This is a genomic window from Rhodoglobus sp. G.S.4, from assembly GCF_056619605.1.
Map to the genome: position 1 here is coordinate 2,362,245 of NZ_CM152748.1, position 23,869 is coordinate 2,386,113.

The following is a 23,869-nucleotide window of genomic DNA, read 5'->3' on the forward strand; positions in this document are numbered from 1 at the left end:
AAGACGTAGGACAGCTCCAATAGAGAACATTCCGCACCCGCGGAAGCGTTCATACGGGAGAATGGTTACCTGATGCTCGATAACCATGCACGACTAATCGAACACCTCGCCCAGGCCGAGGGTTGGGTGACTGCGGCCGAACTCGCAGACAAGCTCGGCGTGACCACCCGCAGCGTTCGCAGCTACGTCACCGCGGTTAAGTCGTCGGCGCTCCCCCTCGAAGTCATCGAGTCATCGACAGCCGGCTACCGTCTGCACCGCGATAACTATGCGGAATTTCTCAAGAGTGCATCCAATCGGGACACCGAACGACCTCGAGATCGCCAATACCACCTCGTTCGACGGCTTGGTGATGCCCCTGAGGGCATCGACATCCATGCTCTGGCAGATAGTTTCTTTGTGAGTGAGTCGACGATCGAGGCGGATCTCCGCAAGATCAAGACGGTCGTTACCGAAGAGGGTCTCTCGCTCATCCGACGCGGTGCCTTAGTAGTGTTGTCGGGCACTGAGCCAAATCTGAGACGACTTCTGAGCAAGATGTTCCGCCACGAAGACACTCAAGGTTTCTTAGAGCTTGCAAGTATTCAGCGCGAATTTGAGTCATCAGACCTTCGTGCCTTCAAAACCTCACTGCTCGACCTTCTCGACGCCCACGGCTATTTCGTAAATGAGTACGGCATTAATCATGTGCTGCTTCACGTAGCCATTGCCGCAGATCGAACCTCACCAGCGAGCCCGGCACTTGCCGATGCGGCACCTGAGTTCACCAACGAGCTCGGAGCCCTGATCGCGGCACATTTCTCCGTGAATCTCGCTCGTGATGAACTCAACGAAATAGAGATCCTTCTCACTACGCGGGTGATTACCCGCGGCACGGATGCAAGCTCAACTTCCGATGTCGATCTCGAAGAACTCATCACTCGGATTCGCCGAACCGTGCACCATGTGGGCGAGGAGTACCTTGTCGACCTCGACGACGACGACTTCATCATGCGATTGTCACTTCACGTTCGCAACCTAATCTTGCGCGCTCAAGACCTCTCGTATTCGCGAAATCCAATGACTCGGTCGATCAAGACCAGTTATCCCATGATTTACGAGTTGGCGGTCTTTATCGCGGCGGAAGTCCAACGCAGCGAGCGAATCACGATCCACGATGACGAGATCTCGTATATCGCCCTTCACGTCGGATCACATTTGGAGCGACAGGCCAAGCGCGAGGTCCGACTGACGGCGGCGCTCGTCTGCCCCAACTATCACGACCTTCACGTCATCCTTCGTGAACGAATCGAGACTGTTCTTGGAGACGAGCTTCAACTCCGCATCGTGATCACTCGCACCGACGTGGATCTCGCCGAGCTGTCTACCGATCTCGTGCTCACGACTATCGACCTCCGCTCGTTCGCCGACAACGTTGTGCTCATTCAGCCGTTCCTGACAGAAACGGATGTCGACAGCATCCGAAAGACCATCGGGCGGGTGCGCAGGTTGCGTCGTCGTCGCGCCCTCACCGATGAGCTTCTCCGTTTCTTTGATCCGGCGCTATTCCTGCGAAATTTCAGTGCCCCAAGCGAAGAGGCCATGATCGAAGCGCTCGGAAACCGGATGATCGAAGCTGGCGTCATAGAACGCGACTACATCACGGGAGCCATCGAACGAGAACGGATGTCGTCAACTGCATTCACGGACGCTCTCGCGGTTCCGCACGCGATGACGATGAACGCCCATCGAACCGCAATCAGTATCGTCATCAACGAGACACCAATGCAGTGGGGCGAGAACCGCGTGAATGTGATCGCGTTGATCGCGTTTAGCGCCGCCGGCCGAACAACTTTCCAAACAGTGTTCGACCAGTTCGTGACAGTATTTTCGGATCGCGATTATGTGCAGCAGCTCGTCAGAAAGGCCGTCGACTTTCCAACGTTTATTGACGAACTAGTGCGCGGTATCGAGAACTAGGCGGTTTCGAGAACTAGGCGGTTTCGAGAACTAGAGAGACGAGGAGTCTGTCGCGACGATTCCGCGCTCAATGAGAGCGTCGGTGATGCGTGCAGTGACGGCATCGATCTCACCAAGTGCATCGATCGTGACGAGCACGTCGCGAGCGGCATATACCTTGATCAGCGGCGCGGTCTGCTCGCTGTAGACCTCAAGACGATGACGAACGACAGCTTCGGTATCGTCGCTGCGGCCCTGTTCAAGCGCACGTTTACGCAGTCGATCGACAACGACCTCTGGGTCTGCTTCAAGCTCAACGACGACGTCGAGGGCAGCACCATGGCTAGCCAAGAATGCGTCAAGCTCACGGACCTGGTCGGTCGTTCGCGGGTAGCCATCGAGCAAGAAACCGTCTTGCGCATCGGCCTCTTCGAGTCGGCTACGGATGAGCTCGTTTGTGAGGGAATCAGGGACGTTATCGCCGGCATCCATGAATGCCTTCGCTTTGGTTCCCAGTTCGGTGCCATTCTTCACATTGCTGCGAAAAATGTCACCGGTGGAAATTGCAGGGATTCCATAAATTTCAGCGAGACGCGCTGCTTGCGTGCCCTTGCCCGCGCCGGGTGGGCCAATCAATAGGAGTCGTGTCAACGCAACAAACCTTCGTAATGGCGCTGCTGCAACTGCGAATCGATTTGCTTGACGGTCTCAAGACCGACACCAACGATAATCAGGATGCTTGCTCCGCCGAATGGGAAATTTTGGTTGGCCCCGATGACGACGAACGCGATCAACGGAATCATTGCCACTAGGCCCAAGTAGAGCGAGCCAGGCAAAGTAACGCGAGTCAAAACGTAGTCGAGGTATTCTGCGGTCGGTCGACCAGCGCGAATACCGGGGATGAAGCCGCCGTACTTCTTCATGTTGTCGGCAACTTCTTCGGGGTTGAATGTAATAGCAACGTAGAAGTAGGTAAAGCCTACGATCAGCAGGAAGTAACCGATCATGTAGATCGGGCTATCGCCGGATACCAGGTTGTTCTGGATCCAGACGACCCATGCTGCAGAGGTCTCACCAGCTTGTGGCTGGTTGAAGTTTGCGATCAATGCTGGCAGGTACAACAGCGAGGAGGCGAAGATCACGGGGATCACGCCGGCCATGTTGACCTTGATCGGAATGTACGTGTTGTTGCCGCCGTAGGTGCGTCGGCCGACCATGCGCTTTGCATACTGAACGGGAATGCGTCGCTGCGATTGTTCAACAAACACGACTGCGCCCATGATGAGGATGCCCATCAGCAGCACGAGAACGAAGATTTCGATTCCGCTGCTGACGTAGATGCCCCAGAGCGCGCTCGGGAAGGTTGCAGCGATCGAGGTGAAGATCAGCAACGACATTCCGTTACCGATTCCACGTTCGGTGACCAATTCACCCATCCACATAATGAGGCCGGTGCCGGCGGTCATCGTGATGACCATGAGCAGGATGGCGTACCACGCGTCGTTGGTGATCAGTTGGCTACATTCAGCAACACCGGCTGACTGGAAGAGTGCGCCACTTCTGGCAACCGTGATCAGCGTCGTTGACTGAAGGATTGCGAGAGCAATGGTGAGGTAACGCGTGTACTGGGTCAGTGTTGACTGGCCAGACTGACCCTCTTTGTGAAGAGTCTCGAAGTGTGGGATTACCACACGCAGTAGTTGCACGATGATCGATGCCGTGATGTACGGCATGATTCCGAGCGCAAATACGGAAAGTTGAAGGAGCGCCCCACCACTGAAGAGGTTGATGAGGTCATACAGTCCGCCACTGGACGAGTTAGCTGCAAGACACAGCTGAACATTGCCAAAGTCGACGAACGGCGCTGGGATGAAGGAGCCAAGCCTAAACAGCGCAATGATGCCTAGTGTGAACCCGATCTTCCTGCGAAGGTCAGGCGTGCGAACAATCCGCGCGACAGCTTTAAACACAAGGCCTCCGATTATCTATGTACTGCGGGCGAATGGGGAACCCCTATGCGGGATTCCCCACCCATCCTGTCTGCTTTGGTCACCGGTGTGACCAGCGCGACACTAACGTCTCGCGCAGTGACAGTTACTGAACCGAACCGCCGGCCGCAACAATCTTCTGCTCTGCTGAGCCAGAGACTTTGTCAACTGCAACATTCAGCTTAACCGCAATATCACCCTGACCAAGAACCTTGACCTTTTCGTTCTTGCGAACGGCGCCCTTGGACACGAGATCAGCGATGGTTACATCGCCACCCTTGGGGTAAAGTTCCGCGAGCTTCTCAAGGTTTACAACCTGGTATTCAACGCGGAACGGGTTCTTGAATCCGCGCAGCTTAGGTGCACGCATTACGAAGTTGATGTTTCCACCTTCGAAACCAACACGCATGTTGTAGCGCGCCTTGGTTCCCTTGGTTCCACGGCCCGCGGTCTTACCCTTGGAGCCTTCACCACGGCCGACTCGCATGCGGTCTTTCTTAGCACCGGCAGCGGGACGGAGGTGGTGCATCTTCAGAACCTGCGGGCGACTTGCCACATCGTCACTCGACGCCGTCTTAGCGGTCGAGGACTTTGCAGCAGGAGCCTTGGTTGCAGCCTTCGCAGGTGCAGCCTTAGCTGTCGTTGCCTTCGCAGGTGCAGCCTTCTTGGTGGCAGCAGCCTTGGGGGCTGCGGCCTTCTTTGGAGTTTCTTTCTCGTCAGCCATTAGTCAATCTCCTCGACCTTGACAAGGTGAGCAACCGTGTTGACGTAACCACGGTTCTGCGAGTTGTCCTCGCGCACAACAACGGATCCGATGCGCTTGAGCCCGAGGCTCCGCAGCGTGTCGCGTTGGTTCTGCTTCTCACTAATTTTGGACTTGATCTGGGTTACCTTCAGGCGACCAGCCATCAGACACCTGCCTTAGCTTCAGCCTCGGCGCGCAGCAAGCGTGCCGGGATAACGTGTTCTGCATCGAGGCCACGACGAGCGGCTACCGAGCGAGGCTCTTCGAGCTGCTTGAGTGCTGCGACCGTAGCGTGAACGATGTTGATCGTGTTCGAGGAACCGAGCGACTTGCTGAGAACGTCGTGAATTCCGGCGCACTCGAGTACGGCGCGAACGGGACCACCGGCGATAACACCGGTACCAGCGGATGCGGGACGCAGCAGAACTACGCCTGCAGCAGCCTCGCCCTGGACCGAGTGAGGAATCGATGCGGCGACGCGAGGAACGCGGAAGAAGTTCTTCTTCGCCTCTTCAACACCCTTAGAAATCGCGAGAGGAACCTCGCGAGCCTTGCCGTAACCGACACCAACCATGCCATTTCCGTCACCGACGACGACGAGCGCGGTGAAGCTAAAGCGACGACCACCCTTGACGACCTTCGATACACGGTTGATGGTGACGACGCGCTCCAGGAACTGGTTCTTGTCGTTGTCGCGGCTGTTGTTTCCGCCACGGCCACCACGGTCGGGGCCACGCTCACGGCCGCCACGACGAGCCTCGCGAGGCTCGCTTGTGACGTCGGTTGCTGGGGCGTCTACGACGACCTCAGGTACGGAGATGGCGCTAGTCGCCTCAGCGGCCACGGCCTGCTCCTTGTTAGTTGTCTTGTTGTCCACGTTGTCGCTCACAGGTTCAATCCACCCTCTCGCGCTCCGTCGGCGACAGCTGCAACGCGACCTGCGTAGCGGCTTCCACCACGATCAAATACGACAGCGTCAACGCCGGCATCCTTGGCGCGCGCGGCGACCATTTCACCGATCTTGCGTGCCTTAGCGGTCTTGTCGCCGTCAAACGTACGCATGTCCGACTCCATGGTCGAAGCTGAGGCTACGGTGACTCCCTTGGAGTCATCCACAACCTGAACGAATACGTGACGCGCTGAACGCGTAACCACGAGACGGGGGCGCACCTCAGTGCCCACGACCTTCTTGCGGAGACGTGCGTGCCTGCGGCCCTTAGCGGCCGACTTGCTCTTACCTCTGGTTCCGAGAGCCATGTCTACTTACCACTCTTTCCGGCCTTGCGACGAACAACTTCGCCGGCGTAGCGCACACCCTTGCCCTTGTAAGGCTCTGGCTTGCGCAATTTACGAATGTTGGCTGCTACTTCGCCAACCGCCTGCTTGTCGATGCCGCTGACAACTAGTTTGTTGTTTCCCTCGACCGCGAAGCTAATGCCTGCGGGCGGGTCAACGGTGATCGAGTGTGAGTACCCGAGAGCAAACTCAACTGAGCTGCCCTTTGCCGTAACACGGTAACCAGTACCAACAACCTCAAGGCCCTTGGTGTAACCGTCGGTGACACCAACGATCTGGTTAGCGATCAGCGTACGGGTGAGGCCGTGAAGCGAACGCGATTCGCGCTCGTCGTTGGGACGGGTTACGAGAACCTGGCCCTCTTCAAGCGCTACAGCGATGGGAGCCTTGACGGTGAGCGCGAGCTCACCCTTCGGGCCCTTTACCGCGACGTTTTGTCCATCGATGGTGATTGTGACACCAGCGGGGACATCAATAGGAAGTCTTCCGATTCGTGACATTTTGAGTTACCACACGTAAGCGAGGACTTCCCCACCTACGCCCTTCTTAGTCGCCTCTTTGTCGGTCAGAAGACCAGAGGAGGTGGACAAAATTGCCACGCCGAGTCCGCCAAGAACCTTGGGGATTTCGGTTGAGCGAGCGTATACACGAAGGCCAGGCTTCGAAACGCGCTTGATTCCCTTGATGGAACGCTCGCGAGTGGGGCTGTACTTGAGTTCGATCGTGAGGGTCTGGCCCACGCGAGCGTCCTCGGTGCTGAAGCTGAGGATGTATCCCTCTGCTTTGAGCATTTCAGCCAGGCGCGACTTCAGCTTGCTGTTAGGCATTGAAACGCTGTCGTGGTGCGCCGAATTGGCGTTGCGCAGTCTGGTCAGCATGTCAGCGACCGGATCTGTCATTGTCATTATGTTGTTTCCTGTCTCAACTGGTTTCGGCATCCGTTACACGAAGGCCGACCTGGTCGATTGGTGATACTTGGTTAGTTAGATGCGTTCTCTGCTGAACGGAACGGGAATCCGAGTGCCTTCAACAGCGCACGGCCCTCTTCGTTGTTCTTTGCAGTGGTAACGATTGTGATGTCGAAACCACGAACGCGGTCAATCTTGTCCTGATCGATCTCGTGGAACATTGACTGCTCCGTGAGGCCGAACGTGTAGTTACCGTTGCCATCGAACTGCTTGTCCGAGAGGCCGCGGAAGTCGCGGATACGGGGAAGAGCAAGCGAGATCAGGCGGTCAAGGAACTCCCAAGCGCGGTCACCACGAAGGGTAACGTGTGCGCCAATGGGCTGTCCTTCACGAAGCTTGAACTGAGCGATCGACTTGCGTGCGCTAGTTACATACGGCTTCTGACCGGTGATCGCAGTGAGGTCCTTGACGGCCCCATCGATGATCTTTCCATCGCGAGCAGCTTCACCGACACCAGTGTTCACGACGACCTTAACGATCCCCGGAATCTGGTGCACGTTGGTGAATCCAAGATCCTTCTTGAGCTGCGCCGCAATTTCAGTGCGGTACTTCTGCTTAAGGCGCGGCTGGATTTTGCCAGCTGCAGGTGCAGTCGTCGTCATTAGTCTGCGTCCTTCTCGGTTGCCTTCTCGGCATCCTTCGTCGAAGCCTTGGGCTCAGCCTTAGCTGCCTTCGACTTCTTGGTCTCTACGCGGCGCGACTTCTTGAAGAAGCGCTCGCGTGTGGTCTTTCCACGGTCATCGGTGCCAACAGTGAAGCCAACACGAGCCGGGAGCTTGGTCTCGGGGTCAACGAGAGCAATGTTGGACACGTGAATCGGTGCCTCCATCGTCTCGATACCACCGGTCTTGGTGCCACGCTGAGTCTGACCAACCTTGACGTGCTTGGTGACGAAGTTGACACCCTCCACGACGACGCGGTCTTTTCCAGCGATTACACGGATAACGCGACCCTGCTTGCCGCGGCTTCCGCCACGTTCTTCGGTCGGGCCGCTGATGACCTGTACGAGGTCACCCTTGCGAATCTTTGCCATAACTACAGCACCTCCGGTGCGAGAGAGATGATCTTCATGAACTTCTTGTCACGAAGTTCACGGCCGACCGGTCCGAAGATACGAGTACCGCGGGGGTCTCCACCCTCAGACTTAAGGATTACGGCTGCGTTCTCATCAAACTTGATGTATGAACCGTCTGAACGACGAGTCTGCTTGATGACGCGAACGATGACGGCCTTGACGACCTCACCCTTCTTGACGTTTCCGCCAGGAATCGCGTCTTTTACGGTTGCCACAATGACATCGCCGAGACCGGCGTAACGACGGCCTGAGCCACCGAGAACGCGAATCGTGAGGAGCTCCTTGGCGCCGGTGTTATCGGCAACCTTTACTCGGGATTCCTGCTGAAGCATTACTTAGCCTTTTCGAGGATCTCGACCAGACGCCAGCGCTTCGTGGCGCTGAGCGGACGGGTCTCGCTGATTAGAACGGAGTCACCGACGCCGGCCACATTGGCCTCGTCGTGAACCTTCACCTTGGAGTTACGGCGGATGACCTTGCCGTACAACGGGTGCTTTACGCGGTCTTCAACGATGACAACGATGGTCTTGTCCATCTTGTCGCTCGTTACGATTCCGCGACGGGTCTTACGGTACCCACGAGCGACCTCGGCGGTCTCCGCGGTCTTCTTGTCTTCAACTTTGGCCATGACTACGCCTCCTTCGTCTCGTCAGTGGCGTCTGCTGCGGTTTCATCCGCTGCGACTGCCTTCTTGGTGCTGCGCTTCTTGGTCTCCTTGGCAGGAGCCTCGATAGCAGCAGGAGTTGCACGGATGCCCAGCTCGCGCTCACGGATAACCGTGTAGATGCGAGCGATGTCGCGCTTGACAGCGCGAATACGTCCGTGGCTTTCCAGTTGACCGGTTGCGGCCTGGAAACGAAGGTTGAAAAGTTCTTCCTTCGCCTTCTTCAGCTCGTCAATCAATCGTTCGTCTTCAAAAGTGTCTAGCTCGACTGGGGCTAGCTCCTTGGATCCGATCGCCATTATGCGTCGCCCTCCTCGCGCTTGATGATGCGTGCCTTGAGGGGCAGCTTGTGAATAGCACGAGTGAGTGCTTCGCGCGCAGTCGTCTCGTCCACGCCGCTGAGCTCAAAGAGCACGCGACCTGGCTTGACGTTGGCGACCCACCACTCGGGCGAACCCTTACCGGAACCCATGCGGGTTTCGGCGGGCTTTTTGGTGAGCGGGCGGTCGGGGTAGATGTTAATCCACACCTTTCCACCACGCTTGATGTGACGCGTCATAGCGATACGAGCTGCCTCAATTTGGCGGTTCGTTACGTATGCCGGCGTCAGAGCCTGAATTCCGTACTCGCCGAACGACACCGTGGTTCCACCGGTAGCGTGGCCGCTACGGGAGGGGTGGTGCTGCTTGCGGTACTTGACCTTACGCGGAATCAACATTGTTATGCCTCAACTCCTGCTGCAACCGGTGCGTCGGCCTTGGGGGCTTCTGCCTTGGGTGCTTCAGCTTTCGGTGCGGACGAAGGGCCACCGGTGCGACGACCGCCACGGTCGCCACCATCGCGACGCTCTGGACGCGACGACTTCTGGTTAGCCTGCTCGCGAGCGAGCTCCTTGTTGGTGATGTCGCCCTTGTAGACCCACACCTTGACACCGATACGACCGAACGTGGTCTTAGCCTCGTAGAAGCCGTAGTCGATGTTTGCGCGCAGCGTGTGCAGCGGAACGCGTCCTTCGCGGTAGTACTCTGAGCGGCTCATTTCTGCGCCACCCAAACGACCCGATACCTGGATGCGAACACCCTTGACCGAACCAACGCGCTGGGCGCCCTGAAGACCCTTGCGCATTGCACGACGGAAAGCGACACGAGCAGCGAGCTGCTCGGCGATTCCCTGTGCAACGAGCTGAGCTTCAGCCTCGGGGTTCTTGACCTCGAGGATGTTCAGCTGAATCTGCTTACCGGAGAGCTTTTCGAGCTCTCCACGAATACGCTCTGCCTCGGCGCCGCGGCGACCGATCACAATGCCCGGACGGGCAGTGTGAATGTCTACGCGAACGCGGTCACGGGTGCGCTCGATTTCAATGCGAGCAACACCTGCGCGGTCGAGGTTCGACTTGAGCAGATTGCGGATTTTTACATCCTCTGCAACGTAGTCGCTGTAACGCTGACCCGGCTTGGTGCTGTCAGAGAACCAACGCGACACGTGGTCGGTGGTGATTCCTAGACGGAAACCGTAGGGGTTTACCTTCTGTCCCATTACTTCTTCCCTGCCTTGTCGGCCTTGGCTTCAACGACGTGGTCTGGCGTGGCCAGAACAATCGTGATGTGGCTGGTGCGCTTCAAAATCTGGAACGCACGGCCCTGGGCACGCGGCTGGAAACGCTTCAACGTGGCTCCATCATCGACAAACGCCTTCGAGATGATCAGATCCTGCTCGTCCAAGTAGCTGTTTGCTGCATCTGCCTTGACTCGCGCGTTGGCGATTGCAGACGCAACAAGCTTGTACACCGGCTCGCTAGCACCCTGAGGTGCGAACTTCAAAATAGCCAATGCTTCCTGTGCTTGCTTGCCGCGGATCATGTTGACAACGCGACGAGCCTTCATAGGGGTCACGCGGATGTGACGCACACGTGCGATCGACTCCACCATTTCTCTACCTCCTACGCCACCGCGTTAGCGGCGACGACCCTTCTTGTCGTCCTTCACGTGTCCGCGGAAGGTACGTGTCGGCGAGAACTCGCCGAGCTTGTGACCAACCATGGTTTCCGTGATGAATACCGGAATGTGCTTGCGACCATCGTGAACCGCGATCGTGTGACCCAGCATTGCTGGAACGATCATTGAGCGGCGCGACCAGGTCTTGATTACGTTCTTGCTCTTGGCTTCGTTCGCCTTGACAACCTTTTGTAGGAGGTGGTCGTCGACGAAGGGGCCCTTCTTCAGACTGCGTGGCATCTTCTGACTCTCCTACTACTTGCGCTTCTTGCCGACATTGCGGCGGCGAACGATGAGCTTGTCACTGGGCAGTTTGCGCTTACGAGTGCGCCCCTCTGCCTGGCCCCAAGGGGAAACGGGGTGACGTCCACCGGACGTCTTACCCTCACCACCACCGTGGGGGTGGTCGACGGGGTTCATGGCGACACCACGCACTGTTGGGCGGACACCCTTCCAGCGCATACGGCCGGCCTTACCCCAGTTGATGTTCGACTGCTCGGCATTGCCGACCTCGCCGATCGTTGCACGGCAACGAACGTCAACGTTGCGGATTTCTCCGGAAGGCAAACGCAGCTGCGCGTAGGGGCCTTCTTTTGCAACGAGTCGAACAGATGCACCAGCGGAGCGGGCCATCTTGGCGCCACCACCGGGGCGAAGCTCGATCATGTGAATGACCGTACCCACGGGGATGTTCTTCATCGGCAGGTTGTTGCCTGGCTTGATGTCAGCACCGGCACCCGACTCGATGATGTCGCCCTGCTTGAGCTTGTTAGGCGCAATGATGTAGCGCTTTGTGCCATCAACAAAGTGAAGCAGTGCGATACGTGCGGTGCGGTTGGGGTCGTACTCGATCTCGGCAACGCGGGCGTTTACGCCGTCTTTGTCGTTGCGCTTGAAGTCGATGACGCGGTACTGGCGCTTGTGGCCACCACCAACGTGACGGCTCGTGATGCGACCTGCGTTGTTGCGGCCACCAGTCTTCGGCAGAGGGCGCAGAAGCGACTTCTCTGGGGTCGAACGGGTGATCTCAGCAAAGTCTGCAACCGAGGATCCACGACGACCAGGCGTCGTGGGCTTGTACTTGCGAATAGCCATTAGTTTCTCCTTGGTCCCTAGCCGACAGCGGTGAAGATGTCGATGGAACCGGACTTGAGCGTGACGATGGCGCGCTTGGTGTCCTTGCGCTTGCCCATACCGAAACGGGTACGACGGGTCTTGCCCGTGCGGTTCAACGTGTTGACCGAATCGACCTTGACGCTGAAGATCTTCTCAATAGCGAGCTTGATCTCGGTCTTGTTCGCACGGGGGTCTACCTCGAAGGTGTACTTACCCATGTCGATCAGGTTGTAGCTCTTCTCGGAAACCACGGGAGCGATGATGATGTCGCGTGGGTCCTTGTACGTGACGGTCATGCGCTGACCTCTTCCTTGTTCGAAGACTTGGTGTTGAACGCAACGAACGCGTCGAAAGCGCCCTTGCTGAACACGATGTCGTCGCTGACGACGACGTCGTAGGCGTTGAGCTGGTCGTAGGACAAAACGTGAACCGAGTCGAGGTTACGAATGCTCTTGAGGCTGATCGCATCTTCGCGCTGAAGCACGACGAGAACGTTCTTGCTCGGAGCGATGCTCGTGAGCAGTGCCGAAACAGTCTTCGTCGAAGGCTTGTTGTCTACGGACAGAGCGTCGATGACGTGAATGCGCTCACCGCGAGCCCGGTCGGACAATGTGCCGCGAAGTGCTGCAGCAATCATCTTCTTGGGGGTGCGCTGTGAGTAATCACGCGGGTGTGGACCGTGAACGATTCCACCACCCTTCATCTGAGGAGCACGGATCGAGCCCTGACGAGCGCGACCGGTTCCCTTCTGCTTGAACGGCTTGCGACCTGAACCCGAAACTTCACCGCGACGCAGGGTGTTGTGCGTACCCTGACGTGCTGCTGCGCGCTGAGCGACAACAACTTGGTGGATGAGGGGAACGTTGGTCTGCACGTCGAAGATTTCGGCGGGAAGCTCAACAGAGTCGACCTTCTTGCCCTTGGCGTCGATGACGTCGATGGAGGTAGCCATGTGTACTACGCCCCCTTCACTGCGTTGCGGACGAAGACGATGCGACCGCGAGCTCCGGGAACGGCGCCCTTGATGAGCACGAGTCCCTTCTCAAGGTCGATCGCGTGGACGGCGAGGTTCATAACCGTTACACGGTCACCACCCATACGACCGGCCATGCGCATGCCCTTGAAGACACGGCTGGGGGTCGACGAGGCACCAATGGAACCAGGCTTGCGGTGGTTGCGGTGCGAACCGTGGCTCGCAGATACACCCTTGAAGTTGTGACGCTTCATAACACCGGCGAAACCCTTACCCTTGCTCGTGCCGACAACGTCGACCTTCGAGCCTGGGGTGAAGATGTCGACCGCGAGCTCCTGACCAACGGTGTACTCCGCGGCGTCAGGGGTGCGAATCTCGGTGATGTGACGGCGAGGCGTAACGCCAGCCTTGTCGAAGTGACCGGTGAGCGGCTTGTTGACCTTACGAGGGTCAATCTGGCCGTACGCGATCTGAACTGCACTGTATCCATCAACCTCGGGCGTACGCAGCTGCGTAACAACGTTCGGGGTGATTTCGACAACAGTCACGGGAACGAGCTTGTTGTTCTCGTCCCAAACCTGAGTCATACCGAGCTTCTTGCCCAGCAGACCCTTAGTCGTCTTAGTTATAGACATTATTTTCCTTATCGGCTCTGTCGCTCAATAACTGCGCGAGCTAAAGCTTGATCTCGATGTTGACGTCGGCCGGCAGGTCGAGACGCATAAGCGAATCCACAGCCTTGGGCGTCGGGTCGATGATGTCGATGAGCCGCTTGTGGGTGCGCTTCTCGAAGTGCTCGCGGCTGTCCTTGTACTTGTGGGGAGAACGGATGACCGCAATCACGTTCTTCTCGGTGGGCAGAGGCACTGGGCCTACTACCGTGGCACCCGCGCGGGTAACCGTGTCAACAATTTTGCGTGCCGACGAGTCGATGACCTCGTGGTCGTACGACTTAAGTCGAATGCGGATCTTTTGTCCCGCCATGACTGGCTCTCTTCCCTTAGTACTTTGGCTGCACTGCGTGCACCTGGGCTGTTCGACGCCGGATGTTGCCACCCGAAGACGCTCAGCACTTCTGCTTTCGCACCACTATTTATCTGTCAAGTTCTTGCTGTCGCTGCTCGTAGTACCAACTCGCGTAAATGCGAGGAGAATGTGCTGGCTAGCCGGCACACACTTTCCCCGCAAATCATCTTTCTCAAGACGATGTTCTCTTTCGAGAGGTTGTGGGGAGTTGGTTAAGCTTGGTTCTGCTCCCCGCGGCCTAGCTACTACACCTTGCATGACTCACGCTCTGCGTAAGGCACACCTTGTGGAACTATGCACTGCCTGGGAGTGATTCGCACACACGAGGTGGCGAAATGTTGAACTAGAAGAGTCTGTCACATCCGGGCATTTGCTGCAACCCGGGCGTGTCGGAATTGTGCACCTATTTAGTGAGGGCGCTTCACCAGCTCGTGCACGCCATCCACAAAGATGCTCGCGACCAGCGGAACACCGGGACGATAGGCCAAATGACGATAGTTCGGAGCATCCAGAATTTGAGCATTTGCGCGGGCACCCAACGCCAAATGCCCGACATCGTCGAGGCGCAAAGAACGGGCACCTCCCATCGTAGCCGCCGTAACCGCCTCGAGAGATGTCATCCCCATGTCTCGCACCGCGAGCGCTATACAGAACGGGATGGATGACGTGAAACTGGAACCCGGATTGCAATCACTGGCCAGAGCAACCGTCACTCCGGCGTCAAGGAGACGCCGCGCATCCACAAAGGGGTGCTTCGTTGAGAACTCCACCCCGGGCAGCACTCCAGCCACTGTGTTGCTGCCAGCGAGCGCATCAACATCAGCATCGCTGAGATACGTGCAGTGGTCGACACTTGCCGCCCCCAACTCAACGGCAAGCTGCACAGCGCCGGACTCACCAAGCTGTGCGCCATGAAGTCGTGCACCAAGCCCACGCGCCTGCCCAGCGCCGATGATGGTGCGCGTCTCTTCTTCAGTGAAGGCCCCGTTGTCACAGAACACGTCGATCCAACGTGAATACGGCGCACAAGCATTGAGCATCTCCCCAACGACCAGCCGCACGTAAGCGGCACGATCATCAGCAAACTCCGTAGGCACAACGTGAGCTCCCAAGAACGTTGTCTCCGACGTGAGCGTAGAGGCGAGACGCAACATCCGCGCCTCATCGTGCACGCTCAAACCATAACCACTCTTGATCTCTGCCGTCGTTGTCCCCTGACGGCGCATCTCTGCAACCAACTTCGCCGCATTCGCGAAAAGCTCGGCGTCACTGGCGTCACGGGACAGCGCAACAGTGCGACGAATCCCGCCAGCCTCATAGCGGCGCCCCGCCATCCGCGCCTCAAACTCGTCCGAACGATCCCCGGCAAACATCAAGTGACTATGACTATCGACGAAACCCGGCAGCACGCACCCGCCCTCGGCATCGACCCGGACATCCGCAGTTGGTGCCGCTGCAGACGCGCCCCACCACGCAACGCGACCATTCTCAAAAACGATCGCAGCATCGGTCAACTCTGGCCGCTCAACGTCATGAGTCAGCAGAACGCCAATGTTGTCAATCACTGTGCTGCGCGGTGCAGCGTTAGGGAGCGGGATGCCGGTGGTCGCGGTCATCGCAACGCAACGCCCGAAATCGCCTCAAGAACACAGAGCGCGACCAAACGCACCGTTCGTTCATCTGCCGAGTCGGAAGCGGCATCCACTTCAACGAGGTCAATCGATGAGACCGCAGAGTGAGCGCCCGCGATTCGAGCCGCAGCGCGCAACTCAATCGCCGAAATACCCCCAGGAACCGATGCTGGGCACGCCGGAGCTACAGCGCGATCGCACACATCCACATCAAAGTCGACATGGATCGGGCCACCACCGGCCCCAGCAATTTCTAGCGCCTGAGCCATCACATCTTCCATAGACCGCACCCGCAGTTCATCACGCGTGATTACCGTAATACCGGCATCGCGAGCACGCTCGGCATACGCGAGCGAGTTCGCCAAAGGCTCGATGCCGATTTGAACAACACGACGCCCATCAAGGCCAGCCTCCAGCAAACGCCGCACAGGAGAACCATTGGTGGTGCCATCGCGCAAATCATAGTGAGCGTCAAGAGTGATGAGACCAGCAGTATCAACAGCATCACCCCACCGCCCCAGCGCCGTCGGCACAGTCGTCGCATTGTCGCCCCCCAACGCGATTACGAAGTCTGCCCGCAACGCCGCGACCGCATCGATCGCCCCCTGCTCGTTGAGATCCGGCTCGCGCACATTACCCACATCCACGATGCGGAGCTCAGTCAGCGCTGCATAGCGACACAACAGTTCACGCACCGCAGCAGGAGTCGTATGCGCCTGCGTCGGCGAGAGTGACGTGCGCGACGTCGGCATACCAATGAGCGCGACATCCGCCCACTCTTCATCAACCGGCGAAGGCCAGCCCCCCGCACGCGGCCAGAGCGGATCAGAGTTGAGCATTGTCACCTTCCGTCATCGGGATGCGCACGCCAAGATTGTCAGCGACAGCAATGGCTTCATCGTAGCCAGCATCGACGTGACGGATAACGCCCATTCCCGGATCGTTCGTCAGCACCCTTTCGAGTTTCTGTGCTGCGAGTTCTGTCCCGTCAGCAACCGTCACCTGGCCAGCGTGAATCGATCGACCAATACCGACTCCACCTCCGTGATGGATCGACACCCACGTGGCACCAGACGAGGTGTTAACAAGCGCGTTCAATAACGGCCAGTCGGCAATCGCATCCGAGCCGTCCTTCATAGCTTCCGTCTCGCGATACGGCGACGCGACCGAACCACTATCGAGGTGGTCACGCCCGATAGCGAGAGGCGCCGCCAATTCACCAGAAGACACCATCTCGTTAAACAGAAGTCCCGCCTTGTCTCGCTCGCCATAACCCAACCAGCAGATACGCGCAGGGAGTCCCTGGAATTTCACCCTCTCCCCCGCCAGCTTGATCCAGCGAGCCAACGATTCGTTTTCCGGGAAGAGCTTGAGAATCGCCTGATCCGTCTTGTGGATGTCACTGGCTTCGCCACTGAGCGCCGCCCAACGGAACGGGCCCTTGCCCTCAGCGAAGAGGGGACGAATATAGGCAGGCACAAAACCTGGAAAGGCAAACGCGTTCGCGTAACCCGCCGCGAGCGCTTCAGTGCGGAGATTGTTGCCGTAGTCGAACACTTCGGCTCCTTGCTGCTGGAAGCCGACCATTCCCTCGACATGGATGGCCATTGACTCCCGCGAGCGCTGCGCGAAGCCCGGATCACGGCGAGCATCCTCCCAGTCAGTGAAATCGACGCCGAGCGGAAGATAGGCGAGTGGGTCGTGAGCGCTCGTCTGGTCGGTCACGATATCGATGGGCGCACCCATGGCAAGGAGCTCGGGCACCGCCGCCGCCGCATTCGCGAGAACACCGATCGACAACGGTTTCTTGGCATCGCGGGCAGCAACCGCCAGCTCCACCGCGTGAGCGAGTGACTTCGCCTCCACATCGAGGTATCCATGATCAATGCGACGCGTGATGCGGCTCTGATCAACATCGATACAGATAGCAACACCATCGTTCATGGTTACCGCGAGGGGCTGAGCGCCACCCATGCCTCCGAGGCCAGCAGTGAGAGTAATCGTGCCAGCCAAAGTTCCACCGAATCGTTTCGCCGCGACCGCCGAGAACGTTTCATAAGTTCCCTGCAGGATGCCTTGCGTGCCGATGTAGATCCAAGACCCCGCCGTCATCTGGCCGTACATTGTGAGCCCCAACTGCTCAAGGCGGCGGAACTCATCCCAGTTCGCCCAATCGCCAACCAGATTCGAGTTAGCGAGAAGAACTCGAGGCGCCCACTCATGCGTCTGCATGACGCCAACCGGCTTTCCCGACTGAACGAGCAGAGTCTCATCGCCTTTGAGGGTCGTGAGCGAACGAATGATGGCGTGATAGCTTGGCCAGTCGCGCGCCGCCTTACCGGTGCCCCCATACACAACGAGATCTTCAGGATGCTCGGCAACCTCAGGATCGAGATTGTTCTGCAGCATGCGCAATGCGCCCTCCTGCTGCCAACCCAAAGTATTGAGAGTGCTTCCACGGTGTGCGGTAATCATGACTGCTCCTAATGACGGTCGAGGCTAGTGAAGCGTGGTGACGGATCTGGCGGCTTCCAGCAGCGCGCCGGACTGAACAAGCTCAACGCTCGCGGCGATATCCGGCGCCAAATACCGGTCTGGCCCAGCACCGGGAACGTGCTCGCGAATCGCAGCAATCACTGACGCCGAAACTGGCGATGGTGTCTCTCCCCGCATCTCAATTCCGCGGGCGGCGGTGAGGAGCTCGATGGCAATGACTCGCGAGAGACCGTCAATGCTTCGGCGCAACTTGAGACCAGCACTCCAGCCCATCGACACGTGATCTTCCTGCATCGCACTCGTCGGAATCGAATCGACGGATGCCGGTGCCGCCAGCCTCTTCAACTCACTCACGATTCCCGCCTGGGTGTACTGCGCAATCATGTGGCCGGAATCAACACCGGGGTCGCCAGCGAGGAAGGCGTTGAGTCCGCCATTACGGTTGCTGTCGAGAAAGCGGTCGGTGCGACGTTCGCTCATGCTCGCGACATCCGCGGTCACGATCGCAAGAAAATCTAGGGCGTAGCCGACAGGGGCACCATGGAAGTTTCCGTTGGACTCCAGCCGGCCATCGAGAGTGACTACAGGGTTGTCTATTGCGCTTGCTAGTTCACGATTCGCGACCACCGTGGTGTGCTCGACGGTGTCGCGGGCTGCACCGTGAACTTGGGGTGCGCACCGCAGCGAATACGCATCTTGCACTCTCGTGAAGCCGGTGCTGGCGTGCGCTGCAATAGTTCCGGAACCTGCGAGCACGGAACGCATGTTGGCTGCGGACTGCGCTTGGCCCGGGTGTGGTCGCAGTTGTTGAAGATCCTCGGCAAACACGCGATCGGTGCCAGCAAGCCCCTCAACGCTGAGTGCGGCAGCAAGGTCGGCGGTCGTCAGCAAGGTCTGCAGATCCGTGATCGCGAGAGAGAGCATCCCGAGCATCCCATCGGTGCCGTTGATGAGCGCGAGCCCTTCTTTCTCGTGCAAGACAACTGGCTCAATTCCTGCGGCGCGCAACGCGGCCGATGCCGGCAGGAGTTCGCCAGCAACCCGCACGTCTCCTTCGCCCATGGCAGCCAGCGCACAGTGCGCGAGCGGCGCAAGATCCCCGGAGCAACCGAGACTGCCGTACTCCCCCACAATTGGCGTGATGCCGGCATTGAGTATCGCAGCATAGGTTTCGGCCACCACTGGTCGGACTCCTGTGCGGCCGGTCGCCATCGTCGAGAGGCGCAGCAGCATTGTTCCGCGCACGACCTCGGCGTCAATTTCTGCACCGGAGCTTGCTGCATGACTGCGAACCAGTGATCTCTGCAACTGCAGGCGCTGCTCTGGCGCGATGTGTTTTGTCGCAAGAGCCCCAAAGCCTGTCGAGACACCGTAATGGGGTCTCACGTCGTCAGCCAGCGCGTCAATCACAGCGCGGGATGCAGTGATCGCCTCGTAGGCAGCGGGATCTAGCTGCACGGGTGCCCCGTGTCGGGCCACCGCAACAACATCTTGGATGCTCAAAGGTCCTACGCCGATGGTGATGGCCATGTCTGGGTCAAGAATCATGCTCCCAGTGAACGCCTATCGACCATCCACCGCGAGAGCAAAACGCGATATGGTGTCTGAGATCTCAGACAGGAGTGTTATGCCCGAAATCCCTGCAGCCCGAAACACCATGGCCGTACTGAAATACTTCGCATCCCGACCGGGCCCCGTCCAGGCATCGAGCCTCGCGCGCGAACTAGAGCTGCCCCGCTCATCCGTGTATCAGTTGCTCGCCGTCATGATCGACGAAGGCTTCGTCGTTCACTATCCCGAGGATCGCACCTACGGTCTCAGCGCCCTCGTCTCCGACATAGGCACTTCGGCATTGCGCAGCGAACGCCTGTCGCGTTTGGCCACCGCACTCATGCAGAGCCTCGCAAACCAAGCGCCGATCCCCGTCGTCGCCCACCTCGCCGTTCTCAGCGGCGCCGAAGTCAGCTATGCGGCTCGAGTGCAGGGGTCTCGCGCACCAACGACCGTATCTTCCGTAGGAGTCCGACTCCCAGCGCACCTCACCGCAACCGGTCGCGCAATGCTCGCCCAACTCACGTCATCTCAGGTGCGCGCAATTTACCCTTCACGCGCGTCGCTGACACGACGCCAAGCTGTGGGGCCCCAAACTCTGGCTGAGCTCAGCCAACTGCTAACGACAACTCGCGAGCGTGGCTGGGCAGTAGAAGTCGGTGACGTTGCTGTCGACTACGCATCCGTCGGTGCCGCAGCCTTTGACCGAAACGGCTACCCCTCAGCGGCCATTGGACTCACCTTCAGAGCGGATGCCGTCGACGAGCGCTGGGACGAACTCGGTGCTGCAACCGTGGCAACTGCGCGCGCACTCACCGCGCGTCTTACGGGCCGAACTGGCTAAACGACGGCACTAGTCACTCGTTAAACGACGAAGGGCCGAGCCTTTCGGCTCGACCCTCAGTCGCAATTAGTGCTGGAGTTACGCCAGAACCTTGGTTACCTTACCGGCACCTACGGTACGTCCACCCTCACGGATGGCGAAGCCGAGGCCCTCTTCCATGGCGATGGGCTGAATAAGCTCAACGGTCATGTCAGTGGTGTCGCCAGGCATAACCATCTCGGTGCCCTCAGGCAACGTGATGACGCCGGTGACGTCGGTGGTGCGGAAGTAGAACTGCGGGCGGTAGTTCGCGTAGAACGGGTTGTGACGCCCACCCTCATCCTTTGACAGGATGTATGCGGTTCCCTCGAAGTTCGTGTGAGGTGTAACGGAACCAGGCTTAACAACAACCTGTCCACGCTCTACATCTTCACGCTTGGTTCCACGAAGAAGCAGACCACAGTTCTCGCCAGCCCATGCTTCATCGAGCTGCTTGTGGAACATCTCGATACCAGTGACCGTGGTCTTCTGGGTCGGACGGATTCCAACAATCTCAACGTCAGAGTTGATCGACAGCGTTCCACGCTCGGCGCGGCCCGTAACAACGGTTCCACGACCAGTGATCGTGAAGACGTCCTCAACCGGCATCAAGAACGGCTTGTCCTTGTCGCGGATGGGGTCAGGAACATTCTCGTCAACAGCGTCCATGAGGTCGAGGATGGACTGGGTCCACTTCTCGTCACCCTCAAGTGCCTTGAGGCCCGATACGCGAACAACAGGAGCGTTGTCGCCATCGAATCCCTGGCTGGAGAGAAGTTCACGAACCTCGAGCTCAACGAGCTCAAGGATCTCTTCGTCATCAACCATGTCGGACTTGTTGAGTGCGACCATCAGGTACGGCACGCCGACCTGCTTGGCGAGCAGTACGTGCTCGCGAGTCTGAGCCATCGGTCCGTCGGTCGCTGCAACCACGAGGATTGCACCGTCCATCTGAGCTGCACCGGTGATCATGTTCTTGATGTAGTCAGCGTGGCCCGGAGCGTCTACGTGTGCGTAGTGGCGCTTGGTGGTCTCGTACTCAACGTGCGAGATGTTGATCGTGATGCCGCGCTGACGCTCTTCCGGAGCCGAGTCAATCGACGAGAAGTCACGCTGAACGTTGGTCGCCGAAGGGAACTTGTCTGCAAGTACCTTCGAGATCGCTGCGGTGAGCGTGGTCTTTCCGTGGTCGACGTGACCGATGGTTCCGATGTTTACGTGCGGCTTGGTCCGCTCGAACTTGGCCTTAGCCACTGTGGGTCCTCCTCAGGACTCGGTTGCTCTGCACTCGACGACTTTTCACTGCCGAATGTTTCGCAAGTTGGTGTGTATCTATGTTAGTTGCGCGCTGGTAGTGCGGCGATTACTCGCCCTTGTTCTTTTGAATAATCTCGTCAGCTACCGCACGGGGAACCTCAGAGTAACTGTCGAACGTCATCGAGTACACCGCGCGACCCGAGGTCTTCGACCTCAAGTCACCGACGTAACCGAACATTTCCGACAGCGGTACGTGGGCGCGAACAACCTTTACGCCGGTCGCGTCCTCCATGGACTGGATCTGTCCGCGGCGACTGTTTAGGTCACCGATGACGTCTCCCATGTACTCCTCGGGAGTACGAACCTCGACCGCCATGAGCGGCTCGAGGAGAACTGGGTCAGCCTTGCGCGCTGCCTCTTTGAATGCCATCGTTCCCGCGATCTTGAACGCCATTTCTGACGAGTCAACATCGTGAGCAGCACCATCGAGGATAATTCCCTTGACGCCGACCATCGGGAATCCTGCGAGGACTCCGACACCCATTGACGCCTGGAAGCCCTGATCGATCGATCCGATGTATTCACGAGGAATACGGCCACCGGTGACCTTGTTCACGAATTCGTAAACGGTGTCGCCGGAAACTTCCATCGGCTCGAGCGAAATCTGGACCTTTGCGAACTGACCCGATCCACCCGTCTGCTTCTTGTGGGTGTAGTCGTGCTTGTCCACAATGCGACGGATCGTTTCGCGGTACGCAACCTGCGGCTTACCAACGTTGGCTTCAACGTTGAATTCGCGCTTCATGCGGTCTACGAGGATGTCGAGGTGAAGTTCACCCATTCCCTTGATAACCGTCTGGCCAGTTTCCTGGTTCTGTTCGGTACGGAACGTGGGGTCTTCTTCAGCAAGCTTCTGAATGGCGAGACCAAGCTTTTCTTGGTCAGCCTTCGTCTTCGGCTCGATCGCAACCTCAATAACGGGCTCCGGGAACGTCATCGACTCAAGAACAACTTGGTCGTTCAGGTCACACAGGGTGTCACCGGTCGTCGTGTCCTTGAGGCCGATAACGGCGTAGATGTGTCCAGCGGTAACGCTGTCGACAGGGATTTCCTTGTTGGCAGCCATCTGGAAGATCTTCCCGATGCGCTCCTTCTTGCCCTTGGTGGAGTTAGCAACAGCTCCACCAGAGTCAAGGTGTCCCGAGTACACGCGAATGTACGTGAGGCGACCGAAGAAGGGGTGCACTGCAACCTTGAAGGCCAGAGCCGAGAACGGCTCCGAGGAGTCAGGCTTGCGGATGACGATCTTGTCTTCATCGCGGGGGTCGCGTGCTTCCATGGGAGGCACGTCAACCGGCGAAGGAAGGTAGTCGATAACGGCGTCAAGCATGGGCTGAACGCCACGGTTCTTGAATGCAGAACCACAGAGAACGGGGTAGATCTCGCTGTTGACTGTCAGCTTGCGAATCGCAGCCTTGATCTCAGGAACAGTGATCTCTTCGCCGGCGAAGTAGCGCTCCATGATGGCGTCATCAGTCTCAGCAACAACCTCGAGGAGAGCGGTGCGGTATTCCGCAGCCTTCTCCTTGAGGTCTTCTGGGATCTCTTCGATGGCGTACTTTGAGCCCATCTCGACGTCACCCTTGGAGTCTCCACGCCACGTCAGTGCGCGCATTTCAACGAGGTCAACAACACCCTCGAACGCAGATTCGAGTCCGATAGGGAGCTGAAGAACGAGGGGGCGAGCGCCGAGGCGCTTCACGATGGTGTCTACGGTGTAGTAGAAGTCCGCGCCCATCTTGTCCATCTTGTTGACGAAGCAGATGCGGGGAACGTCGTACTTGTCGGCCTGGCGCCAAACAGTCTCCGACTGCGGTTCTACACCCTCTTTACCGTCGAACACGGCAACGGCACCGTCGAGAACGCGGAGCGAACGCTCCACCTCAACCGTGAAGTCAACGTGGCCGGGGGTGTCGATGATGTTGATCTGGTTCTTGTTCCAGAAACAGGTAACAGCAGCAGACGTGATCGTGATGCCACGCTCTTGCTCCTGCTCCATCCAGTCAGTAGTCGACGCACCATCGTGAGTTTCACCAATTTTGTGGTTTACACCCGTGTAGTAAAGGATGCGCTCAGTCGTTGTGGTCTTGCCAGCATCGATGTGAGCCATGATGCCAATGTTGCGGACCTTAGTCAGGTCGGTGAGCACGTCCTGTGCCACAGGTTCCTCCGAAAGTTTGATTGAAAAGAAAGAATCTCAATAGTGAAGCGAGTCAGACAAAGCCTGAC

The 23,869-nt window shown here is 58.2% G+C and carries 29 protein-coding genes and 1 pseudogene; 2 read left to right on the plus strand and 28 right to left on the minus strand.

All coding sequences use genetic code 11. The features are described from left to right. The first annotated feature begins 72 nt into the window (after window positions 1–72). Window positions 73–1,959, plus strand: a complete 1,887-nt coding sequence (locus AC061P_RS11655; RefSeq protein WP_449647433.1) for a BglG family transcription antiterminator — start codon at window positions 73–75, stop codon at window positions 1,957–1,959. 30 nt (window positions 1,960–1,989) lie between these two features. Here AC061P_RS11655 and AC061P_RS11660 read toward each other — a convergent pair whose 3' ends face one another. The 26 genes and pseudogenes from AC061P_RS11660 to hutH all read right to left on the minus strand — a co-directional run bounded on the left by AC061P_RS11660 (window position 1,990) and on the right by hutH (window position 19,458). After that, a complete protein-coding gene (locus AC061P_RS11660; protein ID WP_449647434.1) occupies window positions 1,990–2,589 on the minus strand; it encodes an adenylate kinase in 600 nt (199 codons plus the stop codon). Further along, entirely contained in the window at window positions 2,586–3,908 is a 1,323-nt protein-coding gene (secY, locus tag AC061P_RS11665) for a preprotein translocase subunit SecY (protein WP_480391265.1), read from the minus strand. Before secY ends, AC061P_RS11660 begins: the two co-directional genes overlap by 4 nt. A 124-nt stretch (window positions 3,909–4,032) precedes the next feature. After that, a complete protein-coding gene (rplO, locus tag AC061P_RS11670; protein WP_480391266.1) occupies window positions 4,033–4,650 on the minus strand; it encodes a 50S ribosomal protein L15 in 618 nt (205 codons plus the stop codon). After that, window positions 4,650–4,835, minus strand: coding sequence for a 50S ribosomal protein L30 (rpmD, locus tag AC061P_RS11675; protein ID WP_009773114.1), 186 nt, complete (start codon window positions 4,833–4,835; stop codon window positions 4,650–4,652). The genes rplO and rpmD overlap by 1 nt, the downstream gene beginning before the upstream one ends. Next, window positions 4,835–5,560, minus strand: coding sequence for a 30S ribosomal protein S5 (rpsE, locus tag AC061P_RS11680; RefSeq protein ID WP_010203812.1), 726 nt, complete (start codon window positions 5,558–5,560; stop codon window positions 4,835–4,837). Before rpsE ends, rpmD begins: the two co-directional genes overlap by 1 nt. Then, entirely contained in the window at window positions 5,557–5,928 is a 372-nt protein-coding gene (gene rplR, locus AC061P_RS11685; RefSeq protein ID WP_449647437.1) for a 50S ribosomal protein L18, read from the minus strand. Before rplR ends, rpsE begins: the two co-directional genes overlap by 4 nt. Window positions 5,929–5,930: 2 nt before the next feature. Further along, on the minus strand, window positions 5,931–6,467 hold the full coding sequence (gene rplF / locus AC061P_RS11690; RefSeq protein ID WP_449647438.1) for a 50S ribosomal protein L6: 537 nt from the start codon (window positions 6,465–6,467) through the stop codon (window positions 5,931–5,933). Between the two features lie 6 nt (window positions 6,468–6,473). Next, window positions 6,474–6,872: a 30S ribosomal protein S8 gene (rpsH, locus tag AC061P_RS11695; RefSeq protein WP_449624131.1), complete on the minus strand. Its 399-nt coding sequence runs from the start codon at window positions 6,870–6,872 to the stop codon at window positions 6,474–6,476. A 74-nt stretch (window positions 6,873–6,946) separates the two neighbouring features. Then, a complete protein-coding gene (gene rplE, locus AC061P_RS11700) occupies window positions 6,947–7,537 on the minus strand; it encodes a 50S ribosomal protein L5 (RefSeq protein ID WP_449647439.1) in 591 nt (196 codons plus the stop codon). A gap of 95 nt (window positions 7,538–7,632) precedes the next feature. Continuing rightward, window positions 7,633–7,968, minus strand: a pseudogene (rplX, locus tag AC061P_RS11705) (50S ribosomal protein L24); the annotation flags it as partial. Window positions 7,969–7,970: 2 nt separating this feature from the next. Beyond that, window positions 7,971–8,342: a 50S ribosomal protein L14 gene (gene rplN, locus AC061P_RS11710; RefSeq protein WP_449647440.1), complete on the minus strand. Its 372-nt coding sequence runs from the start codon at window positions 8,340–8,342 to the stop codon at window positions 7,971–7,973. Continuing rightward, the gene (rpsQ, locus tag AC061P_RS11715; RefSeq protein WP_449647441.1) at window positions 8,342–8,638 is read right to left on the minus strand and encodes a 30S ribosomal protein S17; all 297 of its coding nucleotides are present in this window, start codon (window positions 8,636–8,638) and stop codon (window positions 8,342–8,344) included. Before rpsQ ends, rplN begins: the two co-directional genes overlap by 1 nt. A 2-nt stretch (window positions 8,639–8,640) precedes the next feature. Then, window positions 8,641–8,973: a 50S ribosomal protein L29 gene (gene rpmC / locus AC061P_RS11720; protein ID WP_449647442.1), complete on the minus strand. Its 333-nt coding sequence runs from the start codon at window positions 8,971–8,973 to the stop codon at window positions 8,641–8,643. Beyond that, window positions 8,973–9,392 (minus strand): 50S ribosomal protein L16, encoded by a 420-nt coding sequence (rplP, locus tag AC061P_RS11725; protein WP_009773124.1) that lies wholly within the window; start codon window positions 9,390–9,392, stop codon window positions 8,973–8,975. The genes rpmC and rplP overlap by 1 nt, the downstream gene beginning before the upstream one ends. A gap of 2 nt (window positions 9,393–9,394) precedes the next feature. After that, window positions 9,395–10,210 carry a 30S ribosomal protein S3 gene (gene rpsC / locus AC061P_RS11730; protein ID WP_197106458.1) on the minus strand — a complete coding sequence of 272 codons (816 nt, stop codon included), beginning with the start codon at window positions 10,208–10,210 and terminating at the stop codon, window positions 9,395–9,397. Next, on the minus strand, window positions 10,210–10,602 hold the full coding sequence (gene rplV, locus AC061P_RS11735; protein ID WP_449647443.1) for a 50S ribosomal protein L22: 393 nt from the start codon (window positions 10,600–10,602) through the stop codon (window positions 10,210–10,212). Before rplV ends, rpsC begins: the two co-directional genes overlap by 1 nt. 24 nt (window positions 10,603–10,626) lie before the next feature. Next, complete coding sequence (rpsS, locus tag AC061P_RS11740; RefSeq protein WP_009773127.1) at window positions 10,627–10,908, minus strand: 30S ribosomal protein S19; 282 nt, start codon at window positions 10,906–10,908, stop codon at window positions 10,627–10,629. A 15-nt stretch (window positions 10,909–10,923) separates the two neighbouring features. After that, the gene (gene rplB / locus AC061P_RS11745; RefSeq protein WP_449647444.1) at window positions 10,924–11,763 is read right to left on the minus strand and encodes a 50S ribosomal protein L2; all 840 of its coding nucleotides are present in this window, start codon (window positions 11,761–11,763) and stop codon (window positions 10,924–10,926) included. 17 nt (window positions 11,764–11,780) lie between these two features. Then, window positions 11,781–12,080 (minus strand): 50S ribosomal protein L23, encoded by a 300-nt coding sequence (gene rplW, locus AC061P_RS11750; RefSeq protein ID WP_010203832.1) that lies wholly within the window; start codon window positions 12,078–12,080, stop codon window positions 11,781–11,783. Beyond that, window positions 12,077–12,736, minus strand: a complete 660-nt coding sequence (gene rplD, locus AC061P_RS11755) for a 50S ribosomal protein L4 (RefSeq protein ID WP_449647445.1) — start codon at window positions 12,734–12,736, stop codon at window positions 12,077–12,079. Before rplD ends, rplW begins: the two co-directional genes overlap by 4 nt. 5 nt (window positions 12,737–12,741) lie before the next feature. Next, on the minus strand, window positions 12,742–13,392 hold the full coding sequence (gene rplC, locus AC061P_RS11760) for a 50S ribosomal protein L3 (protein WP_343922599.1): 651 nt from the start codon (window positions 13,390–13,392) through the stop codon (window positions 12,742–12,744). Window positions 13,393–13,432: 40 nt separating this feature from the next. Then, the gene (gene rpsJ / locus AC061P_RS11765; protein ID WP_009773132.1) at window positions 13,433–13,741 is read right to left on the minus strand and encodes a 30S ribosomal protein S10; all 309 of its coding nucleotides are present in this window, start codon (window positions 13,739–13,741) and stop codon (window positions 13,433–13,435) included. Between the two features lie 449 nt (window positions 13,742–14,190). Beyond that, complete coding sequence (gene hutI / locus AC061P_RS11770) at window positions 14,191–15,399, minus strand: imidazolonepropionase (protein ID WP_480391267.1); 1,209 nt, start codon at window positions 15,397–15,399, stop codon at window positions 14,191–14,193. After that, on the minus strand, window positions 15,396–16,253 hold the full coding sequence (locus AC061P_RS11775; protein WP_480391268.1) for an agmatinase family protein: 858 nt from the start codon (window positions 16,251–16,253) through the stop codon (window positions 15,396–15,398). Before AC061P_RS11775 ends, hutI begins: the two co-directional genes overlap by 4 nt. Then, complete coding sequence (hutU, locus tag AC061P_RS11780; protein ID WP_449647448.1) at window positions 16,240–17,889, minus strand: urocanate hydratase; 1,650 nt, start codon at window positions 17,887–17,889, stop codon at window positions 16,240–16,242. Before hutU ends, AC061P_RS11775 begins: the two co-directional genes overlap by 14 nt. 24 nt (window positions 17,890–17,913) lie before the next feature. Beyond that, window positions 17,914–19,458, minus strand: coding sequence for a histidine ammonia-lyase (hutH, locus tag AC061P_RS11785; RefSeq protein ID WP_480391269.1), 1,545 nt, complete (start codon window positions 19,456–19,458; stop codon window positions 17,914–17,916). Between the two features lie 79 nt (window positions 19,459–19,537). Here hutH and AC061P_RS11790 point away from each other — a divergent pair, with 79 nt between their 5' ends. Then, window positions 19,538–20,305, plus strand: a complete 768-nt coding sequence (locus AC061P_RS11790) for an IclR family transcriptional regulator (protein ID WP_480391270.1) — start codon at window positions 19,538–19,540, stop codon at window positions 20,303–20,305. Between the two features lie 78 nt (window positions 20,306–20,383). On the opposite strand, the gene tuf is transcribed toward AC061P_RS11790, so the two are convergent. Then, on the minus strand, window positions 20,384–21,577 hold the full coding sequence (gene tuf / locus AC061P_RS11795; protein ID WP_449647451.1) for an elongation factor Tu: 1,194 nt from the start codon (window positions 21,575–21,577) through the stop codon (window positions 20,384–20,386). A 109-nt stretch (window positions 21,578–21,686) separates the two neighbouring features. Next, window positions 21,687–23,801, minus strand: a complete 2,115-nt coding sequence (gene fusA, locus AC061P_RS11800) for an elongation factor G (RefSeq protein WP_449647452.1) — start codon at window positions 23,799–23,801, stop codon at window positions 21,687–21,689. Window positions 23,802–23,869 lie beyond the last annotated feature (68 nt).

Bases quoted from the DNA above. Each gene is read 5' to 3' on its own strand.
- rpmD (WP_009773114.1), bottom strand. From the start codon at position 4,835: ATGGCTGGTCGCCTGAAGGTAACCCAGATCAAGTCCAAAATTAGTGAG.
- rplR (WP_449647437.1), bottom strand. From the start codon at position 5,928: ATGGCTCTCGGAACCAGAGGTAAGAGCAAGTCGGCCGCTAAGGGCCGC.
- rpsC (WP_197106458.1), bottom strand. From the start codon at position 10,210: ATGGGACAGAAGGTAAACCCCTACGGTTTCCGTCTAGGAATCACCACC.
- rplN (WP_449647440.1), bottom strand. From the start codon at position 8,342: ATGCTTCAGCAGGAATCCCGAGTAAAGGTTGCCGATAACACCGGCGCC.
- hutI (WP_480391267.1), bottom strand. From the start codon at position 15,399: ATGACCGCGACCACCGGCATCCCGCTCCCTAACGCTGCACCGCGCAGC.
- rplW (WP_010203832.1), bottom strand. From the start codon at position 12,080: ATGACCGTCACGTACAAGGACCCACGCGACATCATCATCGCTCCCGTG.
- rplF (WP_449647438.1), bottom strand. From the start codon at position 6,467: ATGTCACGAATCGGAAGACTTCCTATTGATGTCCCCGCTGGTGTCACA.
- rpsH (WP_449624131.1), bottom strand. From the start codon at position 6,872: ATGACAATGACAGATCCGGTCGCTGACATGCTGACCAGACTGCGCAAC.
- rplP (WP_009773124.1), bottom strand. From the start codon at position 9,392: ATGTTGATTCCGCGTAAGGTCAAGTACCGCAAGCAGCACCACCCCTCC.
- rplB (WP_449647444.1), bottom strand. From the start codon at position 11,763: ATGGCTATTCGCAAGTACAAGCCCACGACGCCTGGTCGTCGTGGATCC.
- rplC (WP_343922599.1), bottom strand. From the start codon at position 13,392: ATGTCTATAACTAAGACGACTAAGGGTCTGCTGGGCAAGAAGCTCGGT.
- AC061P_RS11775 (WP_480391268.1), bottom strand. From the start codon at position 16,253: ATGCTCAACTCTGATCCGCTCTGGCCGCGTGCGGGGGGCTGGCCTTCG.
- AC061P_RS11790 (WP_480391270.1), top strand. From the start codon at position 19,538: ATGCCCGAAATCCCTGCAGCCCGAAACACCATGGCCGTACTGAAATAC.
- rpsJ (WP_009773132.1), bottom strand. From the start codon at position 13,741: ATGGCGGGACAAAAGATCCGCATTCGACTTAAGTCGTACGACCACGAG.
- rplV (WP_449647443.1), bottom strand. From the start codon at position 10,602: ATGGTGGAGTCGATCGCACGTGTGCGTCACATCCGCGTGACCCCTATG.
- hutH (WP_480391269.1), bottom strand. From the start codon at position 19,458: ATGATTCTTGACCCAGACATGGCCATCACCATCGGCGTAGGACCTTTG.
- AC061P_RS11655 (WP_449647433.1), top strand. From the start codon at position 73: ATGCTCGATAACCATGCACGACTAATCGAACACCTCGCCCAGGCCGAG.
- rpsQ (WP_449647441.1), bottom strand. From the start codon at position 8,638: ATGGCCAAAGTTGAAGACAAGAAGACCGCGGAGACCGCCGAGGTCGCT.
- hutU (WP_449647448.1), bottom strand. From the start codon at position 17,889: ATGATTACCGCACACCGTGGAAGCACTCTCAATACTTTGGGTTGGCAG.
- rpmC (WP_449647442.1), bottom strand. From the start codon at position 8,973: ATGGCGATCGGATCCAAGGAGCTAGCCCCAGTCGAGCTAGACACTTTT.
- rplO (WP_480391266.1), bottom strand. From the start codon at position 4,650: ATGGCTGACGAGAAAGAAACTCCAAAGAAGGCCGCAGCCCCCAAGGCT.
- rpsS (WP_009773127.1), bottom strand. From the start codon at position 10,908: ATGCCACGCAGTCTGAAGAAGGGCCCCTTCGTCGACGACCACCTCCTA.
- rplD (WP_449647445.1), bottom strand. From the start codon at position 12,736: ATGGCTACCTCCATCGACGTCATCGACGCCAAGGGCAAGAAGGTCGAC.
- rplE (WP_449647439.1), bottom strand. From the start codon at position 7,537: ATGACGACGACTGCACCTGCAGCTGGCAAAATCCAGCCGCGCCTTAAG.